Source organism: Curtobacterium sp. DN_7.5 (assembly GCF_022655355.1).
Classification (GTDB): domain Bacteria; phylum Actinomycetota; class Actinomycetes; order Actinomycetales; family Microbacteriaceae; genus Curtobacterium; species Curtobacterium luteum.
This window is the reverse complement of record NZ_CP093378.1, coordinates 3,032,897-3,050,277: the sequence shown is the minus strand read 5'-3', so window position 1 is coordinate 3,050,277 and position 17,381 is coordinate 3,032,897. Positions and strand designations below refer to the sequence as shown.

At 63.9% G+C, this 17,381-nt stretch carries 18 protein-coding genes and 1 pseudogene; 8 read left to right on the top strand and 11 right to left on the bottom strand.

Annotated elements, in window-relative coordinates; genetic code table 11:
* The first annotated feature begins 258 nt into the window (after positions 1-258).
* Complete coding sequence (locus MON03_RS14160; protein ID WP_148286025.1) at positions 259-603, top strand: hypothetical protein; 345 nt, start codon at positions 259-261, stop codon at positions 601-603.
* Positions 604-693: 90 nt separating this feature from the next.
* Here MON03_RS14160 and MON03_RS14155 read toward each other — a convergent pair whose 3' ends face one another.
* Positions 694-1,374, bottom strand: coding sequence for a hypothetical protein (locus MON03_RS14155; RefSeq protein WP_022902171.1), 681 nt, complete (start codon positions 1,372-1,374; stop codon positions 694-696).
* 206 nt (positions 1,375-1,580) lie between these two features.
* Here MON03_RS14155 and MON03_RS17450 point away from each other — a divergent pair, with 206 nt between their 5' ends.
* Together MON03_RS17450 and MON03_RS14150 are read left to right on the top strand one after the other, a co-directional pair.
* On the top strand, positions 1,581-2,042 hold the full coding sequence (locus MON03_RS17450) for a PP2C family protein-serine/threonine phosphatase (protein WP_350355057.1): 462 nt from the start codon (positions 1,581-1,583) through the stop codon (positions 2,040-2,042).
* Positions 1,981-3,131: pseudogene (locus MON03_RS14150) on the top strand (IS3 family transposase). The gene MON03_RS17450 and the pseudogene MON03_RS14150 overlap by 62 nt, the downstream one beginning before the upstream one ends.
* Before the next feature lie 181 nt (positions 3,132-3,312).
* Here the strand turns inward: MON03_RS14150 and MON03_RS14145 are convergent.
* The 3 genes from MON03_RS14145 to MON03_RS14135 form a co-directional block, all read right to left on the bottom strand.
* Positions 3,313-3,636 carry a GntR family transcriptional regulator gene (locus MON03_RS14145; RefSeq protein WP_242089060.1) on the bottom strand — a complete coding sequence of 108 codons (324 nt, stop codon included), beginning with the start codon at positions 3,634-3,636 and terminating at the stop codon, positions 3,313-3,315.
* A gap of 359 nt (positions 3,637-3,995) precedes the next feature.
* Entirely contained in the window at positions 3,996-4,652 is a 657-nt protein-coding gene (locus tag MON03_RS14140; RefSeq protein WP_022904109.1) for a signal peptidase I, read from the bottom strand.
* A 119-nt stretch (positions 4,653-4,771) separates the two neighbouring features.
* Positions 4,772-5,365: a hypothetical protein gene (locus tag MON03_RS14135; RefSeq protein WP_175327244.1), complete on the bottom strand. Its 594-nt coding sequence runs from the start codon at positions 5,363-5,365 to the stop codon at positions 4,772-4,774.
* Between the two features lie 410 nt (positions 5,366-5,775).
* Between MON03_RS14135 and MON03_RS17445 the strand changes: the two genes are divergently transcribed.
* Positions 5,776-6,078 carry a helix-turn-helix domain-containing protein gene (locus tag MON03_RS17445; RefSeq protein WP_350355056.1) on the top strand — a complete coding sequence of 101 codons (303 nt, stop codon included), beginning with the start codon at positions 5,776-5,778 and terminating at the stop codon, positions 6,076-6,078.
* Between the two features lie 79 nt (positions 6,079-6,157).
* Positions 6,158-6,898: an acetoacetate decarboxylase family protein gene (locus MON03_RS14130; RefSeq protein WP_242089058.1), complete on the top strand. Its 741-nt coding sequence runs from the start codon at positions 6,158-6,160 to the stop codon at positions 6,896-6,898.
* A gap of 129 nt (positions 6,899-7,027) precedes the next feature.
* Here the strand turns inward: MON03_RS14130 and MON03_RS14125 are convergent, their stop codons facing one another.
* Positions 7,028-8,869 carry an NHL repeat-containing protein gene (locus MON03_RS14125; protein WP_242089056.1) on the bottom strand — a complete coding sequence of 614 codons (1,842 nt, stop codon included), beginning with the start codon at positions 8,867-8,869 and terminating at the stop codon, positions 7,028-7,030.
* 713 nt (positions 8,870-9,582) lie between these two features.
* Between MON03_RS14125 and MON03_RS14120 the strand changes: the two genes are divergently transcribed.
* On the top strand, positions 9,583-10,077 hold the full coding sequence (locus MON03_RS14120) for a hypothetical protein (RefSeq protein ID WP_175327297.1): 495 nt from the start codon (positions 9,583-9,585) through the stop codon (positions 10,075-10,077).
* 861 nt (positions 10,078-10,938) lie between these two features.
* Here the strand turns inward: MON03_RS14120 and MON03_RS14115 are convergent.
* On the bottom strand, positions 10,939-12,372 hold the full coding sequence (locus MON03_RS14115; protein WP_242089054.1) for a ricin-type beta-trefoil lectin domain protein: 1,434 nt from the start codon (positions 12,370-12,372) through the stop codon (positions 10,939-10,941).
* Positions 12,373-13,452: 1,080 nt separating this feature from the next.
* Between MON03_RS14115 and MON03_RS14110 the strand changes: the two genes are divergently transcribed.
* Positions 13,453-14,034: a hypothetical protein gene (locus MON03_RS14110; protein WP_175327299.1), complete on the top strand. Its 582-nt coding sequence runs from the start codon at positions 13,453-13,455 to the stop codon at positions 14,032-14,034.
* A gap of 103 nt (positions 14,035-14,137) precedes the next feature.
* Here MON03_RS14110 and MON03_RS14105 read toward each other — a convergent pair whose 3' ends face one another.
* The 5 genes from MON03_RS14105 to MON03_RS14085 form a co-directional block, all read right to left on the bottom strand.
* On the bottom strand, positions 14,138-14,503 hold the full coding sequence (locus tag MON03_RS14105; RefSeq protein ID WP_242089052.1) for a hypothetical protein: 366 nt from the start codon (positions 14,501-14,503) through the stop codon (positions 14,138-14,140).
* A 134-nt stretch (positions 14,504-14,637) separates the two neighbouring features.
* Entirely contained in the window at positions 14,638-15,153 is a 516-nt protein-coding gene (locus MON03_RS14100) for a hypothetical protein (RefSeq protein WP_242089051.1), read from the bottom strand.
* A 77-nt stretch (positions 15,154-15,230) separates the two neighbouring features.
* Positions 15,231-15,416 carry a hypothetical protein gene (locus tag MON03_RS14095; RefSeq protein WP_175327302.1) on the bottom strand — a complete coding sequence of 62 codons (186 nt, stop codon included), beginning with the start codon at positions 15,414-15,416 and terminating at the stop codon, positions 15,231-15,233.
* Between the two features lie 143 nt (positions 15,417-15,559).
* Complete coding sequence (locus MON03_RS14090; protein ID WP_175327303.1) at positions 15,560-16,063, bottom strand: hypothetical protein; 504 nt, start codon at positions 16,061-16,063, stop codon at positions 15,560-15,562.
* Complete coding sequence (locus tag MON03_RS14085; protein WP_242089049.1) at positions 16,060-16,653, bottom strand: RNA polymerase sigma factor; 594 nt, start codon at positions 16,651-16,653, stop codon at positions 16,060-16,062. The genes MON03_RS14090 and MON03_RS14085 overlap by 4 nt, the downstream gene beginning before the upstream one ends.
* Before the next feature lie 136 nt (positions 16,654-16,789).
* On the opposite strand from MON03_RS14085, the gene MON03_RS14080 reads away from it, so the two are divergent.
* A complete protein-coding gene (locus tag MON03_RS14080; protein ID WP_175327305.1) occupies positions 16,790-17,359 on the top strand; it encodes a hypothetical protein in 570 nt (189 codons plus the stop codon).
* Positions 17,360-17,381: the final 22 nt, after the last annotated feature.

Genomic DNA, 17,381 nt, shown 5'->3' with positions numbered 1-17,381 from the left:
AACGAAAAGATTGTCGTCTCCGACGAGCCGGTACCGCCACGAGAACCCGTCTTGGCTGGGCCGACCGATGTGGAGGTCCTGCTGCTATACACCTGCTCGTAGAAGGCGAGCGCATCGTCGACGCTGGTGCCCTGCTGATCAGACCGCACCGAGGTCGACTCGTCGCCAGGCATATGCGATCGACGCTCACGGACCACCGACAGGGCTGGGGGTGGGGGCATTTCGAGCGTGCGGGCACTGGCTGATCGGATAAAGAACGTGGTGTACGGCGAGTCCACGATCATGACCGGCGACGCAATCGCTGAAGCGGTGCTGGCTTACGCGGCAGCACTTGGCGAGAACGGAACGACCGACATCGTCGAGGTCCCAACCTTCGACGAGGCCGGTTGTGCGGCGACGGCGGAGCTGCTGCTCGGGCCGGCATCGCAGGTGCTGATTGAGGCAGCTCCCAACGATGAGCTGGAACCGGAAGTCGAGGACCTCGTCAACGAGCTCACCAGGCGCACCGGCGCCATCGGGGGCGGGCGTTTCCTCGATGCCGCGTCCGCGCACTCACAAGAACGAGCCGCTAAGCGGCTCCGGACGGATCCGCCGTCCCCCTGAACTCGCACCACCACGAGAAGGCGCCGCTCCCGTGGTGGGGAGCGGCGCCTTCTCGTGGTGGTGCGGGTGCGGTGGTGTGCCGTGGGGGTGTTACTTGATCTGTGCGGTGATGGTCGCGACGCCGACGAGGAGGCCGGACTTCACGGCGTCGGTCTTGAAGGTGCTGTTGAGCAGCTTCGCGGCGTCACCGGAGACGTGCACGGTGGTGCCGGTCAGGATCGCGTTGTCACCCTCGAGCTGCAGCGGCTTCAGGGTGCCACCGTGCAGGGAGAACAGGTACGCGTTGTTGACCGCGACCTTGCCGTTGACCAGGACGTCGCCGTAGAGCTTGGACGAGCCGGGGTTCACGACGAAGTTCTCCAGCGTGACCGTGGTCTCACCGGCGGTGAGGGTCAGGCCCGAGTCGTCGTGGTTGAGCAGGCCCTGCACGTAGGGGCGGTAGTTGCCGTCCGGGGACCAGTACGTGACCGAACCGGAGGTGATCGGGAACGACACGGACCCGTCGGCGAGCTTGGCGTCACCGGAGACACCCGGGGTCAGCTTCAGGGCGGTGAGGGCGTCGGTGAAGCCGGAGTCGAGCTTCACGGCGGTGTTGCCGCCGAGGACCTCGGGGACCGAGGCGACGGGGCCGGGGATCTTCGACGACGACGACGACACGGTGTGCACCGACGGGGTCGAGGCCTGCGCGGAGGTGATGCCGAACGCGGCACCGCCGAGCACGAGCGCACCCGTGGTCGCGAGGGTGATCGAGGTCTTCATGGACTTGCGCATGAGTGGGTTCCTTCCGTTGTCGCGCTCGGCGCGATTCCCTGTGTGCGCGCCGAACACACCCCGACCAGGGGTGGAGAACCAGGTACTTGCGGCTGGTGAGCGCTCCGGGTGTTTCCCGGAATTCACAATCTATTCGTGGCGCCTCGACAGATGGTTTGGGGTTCGTACCCTGTCCCCCGAATGGGTGATGAGGTGGAGCGCGACAATTGCACGGAGGCAACTTTCGCAACGTAGGGTGGGCTCGATCGGTCGGTGGTGACTTCTACGACTGGTACCCCACCCCGGACGGCGGGGCCGCGGTCACGCTCGGGGACGTGATGGGGAAAGGTGTCGGCGCCGGCATGATCGCTGCTGCAATCCGCGCTGTAGTCCGCAGCAGCCGCGACAATCCCGACCCCGCCGCAGCACTCCGGTCTGCGACCGCCGGGATTAGCACCGGCCCCGGTACGGCGACCAGCGGCCAGTTCACCACCTGCTTCCATGCGCGGATCAGCCGGAATGGTGTGCTCTGCTGGGTCGACGCCGGCCATGGGCTCACGGGACTGCTGTCGGTTCGGTTGACTCCTGACCTGTGGGGACGTGGTCCTCGCTGGAAGGATGTCGATCATGGCCAAGCCTTATCCGGAGGAGTTCCGACGCGACGTGATCGCGGTCGCGCGACGGGGTGAGATCCCGTTGACGCAGGTCGCGAAGGACTTCGGGATCTCCGAGGGGACCGTGACGAACTGGCTGCGTCGAGCCGACATCGACGACGGGGTTCGGTCTGGGACCACGACGACCGAGAACGTCGAGCTGTGAGAGCTTCGGAAACGGAACCGGCTGCTAGAGCAGGAGAACGAGATCCTCCGCCGTGCCGCCGCGTATCTCTCCCAAGCGCACCTCCCAAAATGATGTACCCGCTGGTCCGTGAACTCGCCGCCGACCGGATCCCGGTCGCGGTGACCTGCCGGGTGCTGGGCTTCTCGAAGCAGGCGTACTACGCCTGGCGAAAGGACCCGGTGAGTCGTCGTGATTGGGAGAACGCGCACCTGACCAACGCCGCCGTCGATGCGCACCGTGACGACCCGACGTTCGGGTACCGGTTCATCGCCGACGACCTCGCCGCCGCCGGCCACCGAGTCTCGGAGCGACGCGTGTGGCGGTTGTGCTCGCAGCAGCGGCTCTGGTCATTGCATGCCAAGAAACGGGGACTGACTCGGAAAGCGGGCCCGCCGGTGCACGATGACCGGGTCCGGCGGGCATTCACCGCCCCGGACCTGGACCGGCTGTGGTTGACCGACATCACCGAGCACAACACGGCCGAGGGCAAGCTATATCTCTGCGCCGTCAAGGACGCCTGCTCCCGCCGCATCGTCGGCTACTCGATCGACGCCCGGATGCGGTCCTCCCTCGCGGTTGCGGCGCTGCAAATGGCGATCTCGCGCCGGAACCCGTCCGGCACGGTCGTCCACTCGGACAGGGGCAGTCAATTTCGTTCCAAACGGTTCGTTCGGGCGCTCTCTGACGCCGGGCTCCTGGGGTCGATGGGCAGGGTCGGCGCGTGCGCGGACAACGCGGCGATGGAGTCCTTCTTCGCGCTCCTGCAGAAGAACGTCCTCAACCGGCGCCGGTGGGCGTCGCGGGAGCAGCTGCGCCTCGCGATCGTGCACTGGATCGAGGGCACCTACCACCGGAAACGTCGGCAACGCGGGCTCGGGAAGTTGACGCCCATCGAGTACGAAGCAATCATCAACCCACAGGTCGCACTCGCGGCCTAAATCAACGAGTCAACCGAACCTGCAGCAGTCCCCTGCTCTCGCTCGCGATAGTGAGCGCTACGCCAGCTACCGACGTGACAGCGACGAGGAAAATCAGCGCGGCCGAGAATCGCACTTCAGGTCACCGCCCCGCGGATCTGTCGGCTGGCGTTCGTGTGGGCAGACTCTTGCCGGCACATGGTCACCATTGGGTGGGCGGGGCGGTGTCCTCAAGGACAAGACCGCCAGCGTGCCACCCAAAACGCGAAGGCCCGTCCGACACGTGCCCTCTTGGGACGAAGAAGTCGCAGTACCGAAGCGGCTGGGCGACGGCGTAGTGGCGGTGCGGTGACCGCAGGAGAACACCAGTATCGGAGAGGACGTGGTACGCCAGCACGATCGTGTTGATGCTGACGCCAAGTGCCGCCGCGGCATCCCGCAGCGAAGGCAGCTCTTCACCAACCTCGAGTGAACGAGCTGTGATCGCGCCGGTGATCTGCTCGGCCACTTTCTGCCACTGCTTCACGGCCCATCGCGGAGGCACGATCGCCGTACATGCAGAGGCGAACCTCGTCGTTGACATCTTCACAGCTGGGGGACGTTGGGCAGCGAGCGGCTACGGGCGGGGACGAGACGCTGCCCGTGCACGGCGCTCCTGCATCACACGGTCCAGGACCGTGAGCAGGTCGTGTGAGATGGCGCCGGGCCCCCAGGGGCCGTCGAACTTTACATGCACTCGGTCGACTTCCGTGATGGTGCACCAGTAGCCCTTCCCCCACAGCCGGGGGATGTAGCGTTCCTCGCCAGCAGCCCAGGTGTACGACGAGGAACTGCTCGCGAAGACATCTCGATCGGCTCGGTCACGGGGGAGCGGCGTGGAGTCGCTCATTGCGCGATCCGTCCCTGCTCGTGGCGGTGCCTCGCGAGGTGCGCTCCGCTTGGCTGTTGATCGAGGAGGGTCGACGGGTCGTCGACCCAGCTCGTCAGCTCGTCGAGTGCTTCGCCGTCGTCCGCAGTGTCGTCGGGTGCTTCGTGGCGGCCCGGGAACGTCGGCGTGTCTGCACTGCGGGAGGGACGCTCCCTGCGCAGGGATTCGATGGGGAACATGATCAATGCCAGAGCGGTTACGCCGAGGCAGATGCGTGCCGGCCACGACTGGACGAACGCGACGACCGTTGCGAGGGGCTGTGCGATGTGCCCGTGGACTGCGCCGATCACTTCGTTGAAGGTGACGGTGTCGGGGTCGGCGACCTTGTTGCCGTCACCTTTAAGGACAGCGGTGCCGTCGTGCACGGACTTGATGCGGTGCGTGTAGATCGATCCGTCTGCCCGTTGGACCGAGACGACGTGCCCGGGGGCGAAGTCCTGCTTGGTCGCGGGTTCGATGAGGATGATGTCGCCGTACTGGTAGGTCGGGACCATTGATTTGCCGTCCACCACGACGAGCTTCGCGCCGCTGAGGAGTGCGATCGCTGTCGGTGTCAGCAACGTCGCGACGATGAGTGCGACGACAAACCAGCGTGTATAGGAGAGGAAACGCATCTTCTGCCTTCGGGTGCAGCCGACAAAACGGGGCGGGGAGCGTGGTGCGAGGCTCGCGGTGATGTGGGAACGGCACGCGGCGCCGACGATGAAGTCGGCGCCGCGTGCCGTGGGGAGGGTTAGGAGCGCGGGACGCCGGCCTGGATGGCGTCGACCTCGAGGGTGAACTTGAGCGTCTGGCCCTGGGCGGTGTTGTCCGTGGTCGAGGGCAGCCATGCGCGGAGCTGAATGACGGACGAGCCGTTCGCGACGATCTTGGAGGTGCTCGCGATGGTGTTGCCGCTGAAGTCGGAGATGCTCTGCGCGGTGGACCACGTCGAGCCACCGTCGGTGGATGCCTGCACGAAGACCTGCTTCGCGAAGGCGGTGCTGGCAGCCGTGGAGACGTCCGGGGTGAGCTTCGCGGTCCAGTCGATGTCGGCCGTGCCGACGTTGCGGACGTTGATGTTGAACGTCTGTGCCTTCGTGGCGACATCCGACGCCGCGACGGGGATGACGTTGGTGAAGTTCAGCGGCGTGGTCGAGGTGGCGTCGTCGGCGAGGTTGCCGAGGATGACGGTGCCGGCGGTGAGCTGGTTCGCGGCAACGGTCTTGCTGTCGGTGAACCAGGCGCCGGTGGCGATGGTGCCACCGAAGCCGATGCTGAGCAGGGCGACGGATGCGACGAGGATCTTCTTCTTCGACAGCTTGGACTTGGTGGCGGTGCTGTTCACGGGTGGGTCCTGCACTTTCAGGGTTGGGATGTGACGGGTTCGGGTGCGGAGCAAGGGGGAACGCGGTGCCGCCCCGAACCCGAATCGAGACGGCACCGCATATGCGGAACGGGAGGACCCGCGCCGCCTGGCGGCCCACCCGTTACCCGCGGAGGAACCGTCAGCTGTGTAGGGCTCGTGCCCCGCGACGGCGGAGATGCGGTCCCCGCTGCCGCGCCCACGGACGCGTCTGCTCGTCAGTGGTACGTGAACAACTGTATGACCAAACGGGACAAAACGGAATAGAACTGCCCAAACCGGGGGGTAAACCGTTCATGGTCACCCCCGTAAAGGGGTCGTAGGGGGCCGTAGAACGCACCACTGCGCGGGGGATCGTGCCACTCAGGGTGTATCCGCACCAAAGTGCAGTAATGTGTGCTCTTCCACCCGTTACCCACGGAGTCAATATGTCAACGCGCCTTGAGCAGCTTTTTGATGGCTATCCACCAATCCTTTCGGCGAGAGAACTCGCGGAAATATTGGGGCTGAACAACAAAACGGTTTACGAATATCTCCAAAACGGAGACCTCCCGGCTTATCACATCGGGTCGAAATGGATTATTGTTCGAGATGAAGTGCTCGAGCACATCCAGAGCACCTCGAATACGCCGGGAGAATCTGCACCACCGGGGCCGCGAGCGTCAGCAAAACGTGGTATTGAGGCAGCCCAGTAGGTAGACCGTTCTTTTCACTGAAGTGCGGGTGGGGGACAGCTGGACACGGCGTCCCTATGAATCTGCTTATGCTGGCGTCGTGTTGGCTTCCGACGTTCTTCGGCTCTTTACGACGCCGGCAAATGTGCCCGTGATCTCGGGGCGTGGTTCAATCGCGCATCGCCGGACAGTGCTGCGGATCGACTACGCCACAGACGAGCACGGAGCGCGGAAGCTCCTCCCTGAGCCGCTCGAACTCACCGACATCCCACTCGCGAGCATCTACCTCACGCAATACCACGACATGTACGGCGACGAGCCCATCATCGAGGTCGCACAAGCCATCGAGTGCCGAGCGCCTGGCGGGGCAGTCGGCGACTTCGTCGTCGCGGTCTACACCGACAGCATGCCGGCGCTGCTCGGAAACCGGGAGATGTACCTCCAGCCCGTGCTCCACGGCATTGGCGCGATCCGGCACCAGCAGAGCGCCACCGAATTCAGCCTGTGCATCGGTGACACTGAGGTCATGTGGGGGAGTGCTGCCTACAAGCACGATCCCGCACCGCTTCCGGAAGCAGAGGCGTTCTTTGCTCGGCCGAAGTTCTACCTGAAAATACTCGGCAGTCCGCTGCTGGGGGAACCGGTTCGGCATCGCCTCTTCAGTTTGGAACCCTCTGCACTTGCTTTGACAGAGGCATATCGAGCGCCCTCACGCATCACATTTCGTGGGCATGTCATGGCGCCACTCGATGACCTGCCTATCGTGCAGATTCAAAGGTGCCAGTACGTAGAGGGGGAGTGGATGCCAGGCGGAGCGGAAGTCATTCACCGGTACAACTAGACAGCAAACGGCGGCCGGGAGAGATTCTCTCCCGGCCGCCGCTTGTTGTGTTGGTCGAGCCGACTAGGCCTGCGTCACAGGGCATGGGCGGCAGAGCTCGTCGCCCTGCCGCCCATGCCTCGATTGCGGTTAGTTGTGTCGACCGATGCGGCGCTTCCGCAGGTGGGTCCAGATCAGCAAGATCCCACCGATGAAGAACAGGACCAACGCCACTCCCATCGGCATAGCAACGTTCGCGCCAGTGAACGCGAGGGAGTCCGCCGCCGCTGTGGCGGTCGGCGTCGCGGTAGGCGATGCGACGGTCTGCGGTGAGACCTGGATCGTGAAGGTGTTCACGAAACCGTCCTGCCGGATCGTGATGACGTGCGGGCTTGCGTGATTGAACGTGATGGTCGCGTCATCTTGGCTCAGCGCCTTCACCGTGTCTGTGGCGATGCTGGACGTCACCGACACGCGCTGCAACGAGGTGACGGGATTGCCGTACTTGTCCACCTTCACGACGTCTACTTCAAGCGTCGAGCCCTGCTTGGCCGTGATCGTTGCGCCCGGCTTCTCCCCAGATGTAAGCCACTGCGTGACGGAACCGTCCGGCGCGACCTCCCACACGGGTTCGTCCTTCGACTCCCACCGCTGCGGAGACACGACCGCTTTCAAACCGATCGGCTTCGCGGGATTGACGATGAGCTCGATCCGCTCGACCGCCTGACCCTGCGAGTTCTTCGCCGTCACCACAATCTCAGGCGAGCCGATATCGGTCAGCACGCCCGAAAGCGTTCCGTTCTTGAAGGTGACACCGGTGGGGAGGCTGCGGTCCGCGTTGGCATCGCTAGTGACCGTGTAGGTCGGAGCTGGGTTCCCCGTGGCCCCAAAGCCCGTGAAGCTGAAGCGCTCGCCCGCAGTCACCGTGCGTGACAGGCTGACGTCCGACTGACCGTTGAACAGCGGAGCAGACAGCGGCAACGCCCTCCCAACTGGCCCAACCGGATTGCTCGTCACCGTTGCAGACTCGCCGTTCGCCGAGCCGGTGACCGACACCGTGATCTGCGCGCCGATTTCCACGTCGGTTAGTTGGTAGGTCTTCGACGTTGCGCCAGAGATTGCTTGGGAGTTCCGGAGCCACTGATACGTGTACTCACTGTCACTCGGCCATCCGGACAGCTTCGCGGTGAGCGTCTCTCCGACTCGCGCGGTGCCGGCAACGGTGACCGTGCCCGGCGTGTACGGTCCCTCGAACTTCGCGAGCGCGACGACGTTGCCACCGCCGAGGGACTCGTAATGCTCCAACCTGGTGCCCGTGAACGCGATCCCCATGTAGGCATCACCGTCGGGTTGAGTCCGAAGGTCCGCCGGAGAGAGCGGCAGGCTGCTCTGCAGCTGGCTCTTGGTCGCGCTGTGCACGTTCCCGTCGTCCGTGGCGAAATACAGCGACCCATCGGGCGCGAATCCCATGCCGTCGACGCCGGCTTCGAGACCTACTACGGTGGTGACCACCGACTGCTGACCAGCGGGAAGCTCGTACACCGACGGATTGACGGACTTGCCGAAGTAGAGGTTGTCGCTCGCGTCGAAGGCGAGGCCGTAGAAGTACTCGGTGCCAGTCTGGTGGTAGCGGATCTGGACGCTCGGGTTGGTGGACAGGCTGCTGGCCGAGACTGTGAGCGGCAAGGCACTCGCGGCGACCTGGTACACGGTGGGATCGCTGTCGAGGGTGAAGGCCACATCGCCCTTGCTGTCGACAGCCACTGCCGCCGGTTCACCGCCCTCAACGGTCAGCACCGTCTTCGTCGACCCGCCGGGGGTTGTCGTCGTGAAGCGGCCCGTTCCATGATCAGCGGCATATAGGAGGCCGTCGTGGATCGTGATGCCCTGCACCGACGACCCTCCCGCGATGGTCAATGATGACGGCCACGTGATCGGTGCTGCCATCGCCGGAGTGGCCGTAACCACAGCGCTCATCGTGAGCAGCGTCATCGCGGCGCCAACTGATACGAGACGCCCTCGGGTACTCGTGTGGGGTGACGTCAAGACGTCTCTCCTTCTGTCTAGGAGCTGCACACACCGGCAGCTTGGAACAGCATGCACGAAGCGGGTCGTTATGGCAATAAACGGTACAGAATGGTAATCTGCTGCTGGTGGCGGTGAGCCTCTGTCCCCTGGATGCCGAACTATGGGGCCAAGCCGTCGCCTGGTGCAGGGGTGGTCGCCTGATCCGTGCCACCCCTGCATCTCCAGCGGGGCGACTCCCTCGAGCTTCGAGACGCACCAACGTGATATGCCGTGGCCCTGACCGACCACACGCGCTCGCCTCCCGTACGGCCCTAGATCCCCGCGTCCGCGAGCTCGACACCGCATGCCCCTTACGGGGGGACGTTCTACGCTGACGGGCAGCTAGAGTAACCGGGTCAATACCATTTTGTACCGTTTTTATCCTGCGAGGAAACATGTCTTGTTCGGCCGCGAGCTCACTGGTGTGCATGGTTCCTCCCGCGCAGCCGGGGCAAGACCCGGCATCGGGACTGCTCGACGAGGTGCTGCACTGGGCAGCCGCGAACGCCCTTCCAGTGCTCATGGTCGGGCTAGCGTTGGTGGCCTTGGTCGCCCTCGGCGCGGTGTCCCTCCGACGTTCACGCCGCGAACCGGACCTCGTGCAACTCCCTGGGACGAAGCGTCGAGGACGGAAGGGGATGGCCTTCATCGCCATCTCGAGCGCCTGCGCGCTCATCCTCGGAGCATCCGTGCCGGCGTATGCAGCGGCGAAAGCAGCCGTACCCGTGGTCAAGACGAACCCAATTAAGGTCGGAACGGTCGTTGTCACCGGGCCCGACGGCAAGGCCGTCGCGTACAACAAGGCGATGAAGGTCATGCCTGGATCGACGGCAACCGTAGCTGCGCCCGTGTCGAACATCGGCAAAGTGCCGATGAAGCTCTACCTCTCGTCGTTCACGCTCGCAGACACCAAGAAGCTCGGAAACGTCACACGGTGGCAGGTGACCACGTCCAACGTCACGAAGATCAGTGGCCCGCTATCTGGCGGCCCGCAGCAGCAATTCACCGTGCTAAAGCCGGGCAAATCGATCAAGCTCGCGGTCAAGATCCAAGTTCCGACCTCGGCCGATAACACCTACCAGCGTGCGTCCCTGCGATATCGGCTAGTCCTCACGATGACGCAGACCACCTGATATCGAGGCAAGCAGCCGGGCCCATCCACGGATCGTGGGTGGGCCCGCTAGTGTCCGCGAGGACATCGAAGCAGCCTCGCTTCCGTAGAGGTCTGCCCTTGATGACCGCGGGCTGAGGGCTGCACGGCCCCGCGCGATCACGATCACGATCACGACCACGACCGCGATTTGTGCGTATCTGCGCAGCGGACGAAGCAGCTACGCCTGGGCAGACTGGCGGTGTTGGCCTTCGCGGAGGACAAGTGGCCGCGGTCCACCACACAGTACAAAGGCTCTGCCCCCGCCCAATTCTGCTGACAGCGTGCGTTTCCTCCGCTGAGTCTCGAGCCGCCCCAAGACGGCGGAATGTTGTCGATAACAACGTCCAAAAGAGCGACCGAGCTCCGAGGGTCGGCGGCATCAGCTGCACGACACAGCCGAGTAAAACGATCTTCCGTCAGGAGCACAAGCTCGGCGCGCCTGTCCAACTGTCGGCGCGACCGTGAGGAGCGGGAGCTCGCCTCAGTTGAGTGTCCGGTGTGCGGCAGTTACCGGTGCCGGGCCCCTGGTCCCCTGAAGTCCATTGAACAGGTTCGGGTTGGCCCGTTGCAGTCCTGCGGAAGGGTTGTGCAGCGCCCCGTCGCCTCGCAAGATCCACTGTCGGCGTAAGAACTGATTGCAGAGCGGAAGCGGCATGGTGGTGCCAGACGGGTACCGTGCGCTTGAAGGCACTTAGCTTGTCCGACCAAGCAGGCTACTTCAAGCTCCCAAACAAGTCGCAGGGTACTCGGTTGATTGAGGAAAGATACTTGATCCGCGTCCGGAAAAGACGTAGAGACGAGCCTCTGCTCGCCTCTACGTCTTTTAAACTACGATGTCTACTCAGGTCAACTTCCACCGCTGCGAAGGGGACCCATTGCAGGTTGCAATCTGGAGTTGAGTCCCGGCTGTTGCCGCACCACTCGGGTCGGACAAGCAGAGCTGTGAAGTAGGATTAAAGAAAGATCCGTCGTCTCGAGGTACCCACCATTGGAAACCGAGTCCATTACAGTTCCACAGCTGCACAACGACGCCTGGGGTATTGCCCTTCATGTCGAGACACTTACCGTTGGCGCGGAAGGTGCCGTCGGACCAAGTTGACCATTGCTGCGCGGAGGCGGACGAATTACAGCTCGCGAGGACCACTGGCGTGCCGTCTGCATTTCCATTGTCCGAAATAGTAAGGCACATGTTGCTTGATCCAGGGCCGCCGATCACTGCTGTACCGGTCTGTGTTGCAGTAGCACTAGCAGCCACGCTGCTCGTATCGGCCGTCCACGACTGATACTTGTACTGCACGAGGTATTTTACAGTTCCGCTCGGCGGGCAATAATCGGCGTCGTTGGGAGTGCCCCCGTTATCGCAAAACCTGACCGTGGCGCTTGGCTTATACACTTGATTCGTAGCTGCCAGCATCGGGGACCGATAGTACTGGCGATCACGATTGGTGTCGTTGGTTCCGAAGATTGCAGCGCTGCCCTGCAAATTCTGGTTCATACCCCATCCCCAATATGTCCCGTTCTGATCCGGGGAATAAGTCTGCAGGGTTCCGAGATCAAGAGCCTTGAATTGGACGTCGGCGGGGATTGTGGCAGCTACAGGAATCGAAGTGTCAGAATTAGTGCCATTGCCAAGTTGGCCGAATGCTCCGTTTCCTGCCGTATAAATGCTTCCATCAGTAGCGATAGCTGCAATATTGTACGAACCGACCGAGACTGAGGACCAGGTCTTACTGCTTGGAGCTTGGAACCGTTGCAGGTAGCCATACGCGCCGGTGTTATCACTGGTTGTCTTCGGCAAGTTCGCCCCAAGTTGCCCATACGAATTGTAACCGCTTGCCCAAATCGTATTGTTATTCAATAGGACTGCCGTGTTGTAGTGAAAGGATGAAAGCTGCTTGGCGTACGTTCCGGCGGGAAGGATGGCCTGTACTGGGCTTGTCGGAGGAATGAGCGTCGTACTGTCAGTGGTTCCCTCGGCTAAGCGGCCTCGGTGCGCATATCCCCAACCCCAGACTGTTCCGTCCGTAGCGAGTACAATCGCACTTTTGGTCAGCTGCGCTACGCGTCGTCCACCCGGAATGACTACCTGGGTCAGACTACCCCCGTGCAGGTACCATGCGGTGCCATCGGAAGCGAGTTGTATGACGGAGCAGGCATCGGCGACCGTGGCCGAAACGATCTGCCGGCCCGATGGAGTGCTGATGCGGATGGGTGTATTCGGCGTTTGCGAATCGCCCTGAGTGCAGGAGGGATTCCATGAGCCCCACAGCCACACGGATCCATCCTTGCCGGTTGCGACAGCGGTACGGTCGGTGTATGACAGCGAAGTCACAGTAGTGGCGGTAGGGAAAGTGACCTTGACGGGATATGGGTTCGACGATGATGCCGTCCCGAGCGCGCCGTACGTGGGATCGGTTCCCCATGTCCAGACTGAGCCATCTTGGACCGATCCAGCTACGTTATCACCGGCACTGAACGACGAGGCGGCGGTTGTGCTTGAGCGTACTGGGGGGTAAGCATCACTCACGCTAGTGGCCGCGCCACTATAGATCACCGTCGGAGATTGATCATTAGTTGTTCGAGTGACGGTGTACGTAACGCCAGATGTAACACGGTTTGCTGTGGCCCAGGTTTGCTTTTGGGCGTCAACCCATCGAATGTTCGTTCCGTCATTGCGCGCGGTCGCGGAGAGGCCTGTGACTGGCTGTAGGGCTGCAGCCTGGAGGGCGTTGTTGCTTTGCGTCTTTTGCGCGGTGAACCACGCCCCGGTGGCGGTGGTTGGAGTCGAGGATGCGGCGATCACGACGGCTGCAGTCACGGCAGCGGCCAGCAAGGTGCGACGACGCGGCGTTGTTGCTGCCGGTGAGGAGGCGCGTTTGCTTGGTCTAACCATGACTTCTCCTGGGGCGGTCGGGCTGCGAGGCGGTCCGCGGCTTGAGCCAGTAGAGGCCTGTCGCGGTTACAAAAGGGTCAAAACGGTACGATACGGTATGAAAGCGCTATTGGCGACCAGTGGTCGACGACTTGGTGGTCCTGCCCCTCGTATTGGGGTGTGCTGGGGTGCACGCGCCTGGATGGGCGCCGGTGTAGTTCGGCACGGCGTGAGGAGCTCGCGCGCGAGCGCGAGCTCTGTCCGCCAATAGACGGATGGCGAGGTGGCGCTTGAGTGGCTGGAGTGCTGCAGATCAGGGAACGAGGCGTGCACCGGTGGGTCGAGATCCACTGCGTGTTTGCCCAGCCGATAATTTACCTTATGTCAGTTTGGTGGTTGATCTCGCTGCCGAGCTAGCGGCCCGACCCTCGGCGCGGGGCGGGTCGGTGCATTGCGGTAGCGGCAGTGCCTTACGCTCCGAGAGTGATGGACTGGGACACGATTTGGGAGGTCGTCGGCAGGGGCGCGGGCATCCTTGTGGGGTCGTCGGCCGTAGCGGCTGTTGCTGTTGCAGCAGGACGAGGTATCTCGGGCCTTGTGCTCGAACGAGGGCCGCGGCGACGAGTTGAGGCGATCAAGAAGGCGCAGGAAACGCTGCCCCTGCTTGATGCGGCGAGTGTGTCCTCTGTCTACATTGCAATGCATCGCGACGACGAGTTACGTGCTTTGGCGCGCGTGATGGAGCGTCGCCGGGTAGCGGCTCAGCGGTGGAACCGCTTCGCGCAGAAGGGGCTGCCGGCAACATTCGTTGTCTTCGCGATCCTCACACTTCTGGTGGTTCTGTACGCGCCGATGCTGCGAGAGGGCTACTCGGTACTGGAAGCTTCGAGCGTGTTGGTACCTGCCTTCGCCGGGGTGGCGCTGGCGCTGGGCTTCATGGTCCTCAGACGGCGCGGGATGCAAGAAGCTGAACGGCAGGCAACAGCACGTCGATTAGCGGACTTCGGGTTCTCCGATGATCGAGCGGCGCGCGAGGCTGAACGACTGTGGGACCCGCGAAGGTGATCCAGTGAGCGCAGGAGCGGATCGGTGGGGCGTCCCCGACACGATGTTCGGCGGCCCCATCCCTGACGAGTTTGCCGCCGCAATCGCCCGCGTCGCGCTCCTGTCAGCGCTCGTCGAGAGCAAACTTCACGGGCTGCTTTCTACTGTCGGAGCCGACCCGCAGGACATGTGGGCGGGACTTCCCGCTGGCGCTGTCCTCGACGAGCTCGACCGCATTACGCGCGCGGGCATGCCTGCCCGGCGCTCTGCACCTCCGGAACTCCTCCACGCCCTTCACGCAGAAGTCGCAGCTGCACGTGCGGACGCCCGTACCCGCAACGAACTCCTCCATGCCGTCTGGCCCCTTCCCCGCGTCGATGGCGGTGTGGGATGGAAACCTCTCCCTCCGAAACAACGAGACAACACGGCCGCCTGGTCCAGGGCCGTCACAGGCGACTTCCGGCCACTCATCACCCGGCTTGTCAAGCACGTCGACATTATTGACACGCTCCGAGCCCAGGCTGAGGAGCTCACTCGAGAACCGGGACAGCCCTAGCCGCTCGTCATCATGGTCGCTGGCGTGATCGGCGGTAACCGGGATGTTCGCCGGCCTGAAGCGGGAGGCTAGAAGTTCGTGTGTTTTCGCGCTGATCGTTGGCGGATCGTTTGGATGATCGAGTGGATTGATTCGAAGTAGCGCTCTCGGCCGGGTGTCGCGGAGAGTTCCCTTGCCCGGTTGCGGCGTTCCATGCGTTCCCAGAGGGAGGCAGTGATCGCGGCGCACGTCAGTGCGGCGAATGCGTAGATCGTTCCCGCTCCGAGCAGCCCGACCCGGTCCGATCCGGCTGCGGCCGGAGCGGCGATGAAACTCAGCACGGCGCCGACCGCTGCGAGGACGGCGTAGGCGGGGAGGAGCATGCGCGCGCCTTCGAATCCGGCGGGTGTCGGGTACTGCTGCGTGTACACGGCGGCGCTTTCACGGACGACGCGGCTCAGCTCGGATCTGAGCTTGACGTCGCTTTCTGGGAGGACGAATCGCGATCCGTCGGCATCTTGGGCAGCGAGGCTGTCGAGAGCTCGGAGGAGATCCGCGGCTCCGGTTCCGCGTTCCACGTAGCGACGACCGTTGGTTGCGCGCACGGCGCTGATTGTGCCGCTGATTCCGCCGAGGGTCCCGAGGACGCCGAAGACACTCGATGTGATGACGAAGCCGTCTGTCACTGCTTCGCCGCGCGCGTCGTCGGCTGGGTCTGCACCCGGGCGGCGCGACGTTCAAGAGCGCGGCTCACTGCGACGCTTCCGTCTCGAGCGTCGAAAACGTCGAGGGCAGTAAAGCTGTCGGTGATGTCGATCATTCGTGTTGGTGGGAGGTGGAGTGCTTCCGGGGTGACGGTGTCGCGCATGTCATCTCCTTGAGCTGTTGGGGTCGATGTCGTGTAAGCCTTGAGTGCGCCGGTTTCGCGTTACGCGTCGGTTGCCGGCACCCGCCGCTGGTCCTCTCCCCAGAGCCGTTGGCGGCGGGTGCCGTTCCCTTGTCGCCGTGCCGTCAGGCCGAGGGCACCGCGAGCTCGAGTCCCGCGCAGAACGACGAGCTGCTCTCGTCGTCCTGGTTCGGGAAGACCGCCAGCCGTCCGTCGCCGAGCTGGCATGCGGTCGGGTGCGCCACGTCCGCCGTCGAGGCTGGTGCGTCGGGGTCGGTCGGGACGGCGTTCCATCCCGCTTCGCACTGCGCGATCGCGTTCTGCACCCGCTGTTGCGTCGGTGTCAGCGTGCTGCTGGTGTTCGCGTCGTTGTCCGCGATGGTCGCGGTGGCGTGAACGGCGCTGGTGTCCGCCGCCGTGTAGCACTCGACGGTGTTGTTGCGGGCTTCGACGCTGGCCTGGGTGGCGGCGAACGCTCCCCCGGTCAGGGCGACGGCGCCGAGGAGTGCGGCGCCGAGCGTCAGTCCGCCGCGGCGGCGACGACGCCTGGTGACGGTGCTGATCTCGGTCATGACGCGCTGACGCATGGCTGCGACCTGGTTGTCGGTCGGCGGGAGGACTGTGTTCACGGTTCACCTCGTGTCGGTGCGAGAGCGATTTGGAGTGTCGTGCGCAGTCGGCTCAGCCGGTTGCGCACGACGCCATGGGTGACGCCGAGTTGTTTCGCGGCGTCTGCGTAGGACATCCCGTGGTCGATGCACAGCATGTAGAGGTGCTGGTCGACCTCGGACAGTGATGCGACAGCAGCGGTGATCGCGGATCGGAGTTCTTCCCGTTCGGCGGCGTCCTCTGGGGAGAGACGCTCGTCGACGAGACGATCAGCAGCGCTGTCCGGGAGGGCAGCACGTTTCTGGAGTTCGCGGCTGCGGTTCGCGCCGCTGCGGCGTGTGGTGACGAGCAGCCACGGCAACGCTGACGCGTCGACGAGTCGCACCTTCCCTGCCGATTTCCATGCGGTGATGAACACGTCCTGCGTGAGGTCTTCGGCTTCGGGCACGGCTCTGAGCAGGCTCAGCGCGTACCGGTAGACGGTGTGCACGTGACGGTCGTAGATCAGTCCGAACGCCGCACGGTCGCCGGTGGCGGCGCGCCGGAACAGCTCCGCGTCGCTGGTGGCGACGGGAGCCTGCGGCGGCTCGGAGCGGGATACGAAGGTCACATCTCGTACTGTCCGGCCGCCGCGAATCGTCTCAAACCTTTTTCTTGACAGGTCCACAGTTTCGCCGACAGGGTGTCCTCCAGGTGCCCAGCGCAACGCCGGGCACGTCATCTGGGGAGATGAACAAATGAAGAAAATGATCACGTCATCCGCGCGCCGAAACGCGCTCGGAGCAGGCCTCGCAGCGGTCGCCGTCGCCGTGTCGCTCTTCGGAGCCGCGCCAGCAGCCAACGCCGCGACGAGCGATCCGGCCGGCGACGCAGTGCAGGACTGCGCATTCCTGACCGACACTGGGCAGGAAGTATGCGTCGACCACGGGGATGATCTGCACGCCGCGGTCTACGACGAGACCGGGTACACCGTCATCGAGACGCAGACCGCCCCGTCGACGGCGCAGATCAAGGCCGCACGCGCCGCGGCAGCCGTCTACGTCGTCGCCAAGCTCTACGACGACGCCAACTACGGCGGCGGCGTCAAGGAGATCGACGCATCCGGCTCGTGCTCCGGATCGACCATCTGGAACGTCGGCGACATCGGATCCGGCTGGTACGGCCGAGTCAGCTCCTTCGCCGGCTACTCCGGATGCCGCGTGAAGATCTGGGAGAAGGTCAACTTCAAGGGCGCGAGCCTGGGCTACCTCGCGAGCAGCAAGAACGTCGGCAGCGCGATGAACGACCAAACCCGGTCCGTCCAGGCAGCGAAGTAGAAGCCAGGCAAGCGGGAGGTGC

Bases quoted from the DNA above. Each gene is read 5' to 3' on its own strand.
- MON03_RS14155 (WP_022902171.1), bottom strand. From the start codon at position 1,374: ATGCGCAAGTCCATGAAGACCTCGATCACCCTCGCGACCACGGGTGCG.
- MON03_RS14140 (WP_022904109.1), bottom strand. From the start codon at position 4,652: ATGCGTTTCCTCTCCTATACACGCTGGTTTGTCGTCGCACTCATCGTC.
- MON03_RS17445 (WP_350355056.1), top strand. From the start codon at position 5,776: ATGTGTGCTCTTCCACCCGTTACCCACGGAGTCAATATGTCAACGCGC.
- MON03_RS14125 (WP_242089056.1), bottom strand. From the start codon at position 8,869: ATGACGCTGCTCACGATGAGCGCTGTGGTTACGGCCACTCCGGCGATG.
- MON03_RS14120 (WP_175327297.1), top strand. From the start codon at position 9,583: ATGGCCTTCATCGCCATCTCGAGCGCCTGCGCGCTCATCCTCGGAGCA.
- MON03_RS14095 (WP_175327302.1), bottom strand. From the start codon at position 15,416: ATGCGCGACACCGTCACCCCGGAAGCACTCCACCTCCCACCAACACGA.
- MON03_RS14080 (WP_175327305.1), top strand. From the start codon at position 16,790: ATGATCACGTCATCCGCGCGCCGAAACGCGCTCGGAGCAGGCCTCGCA.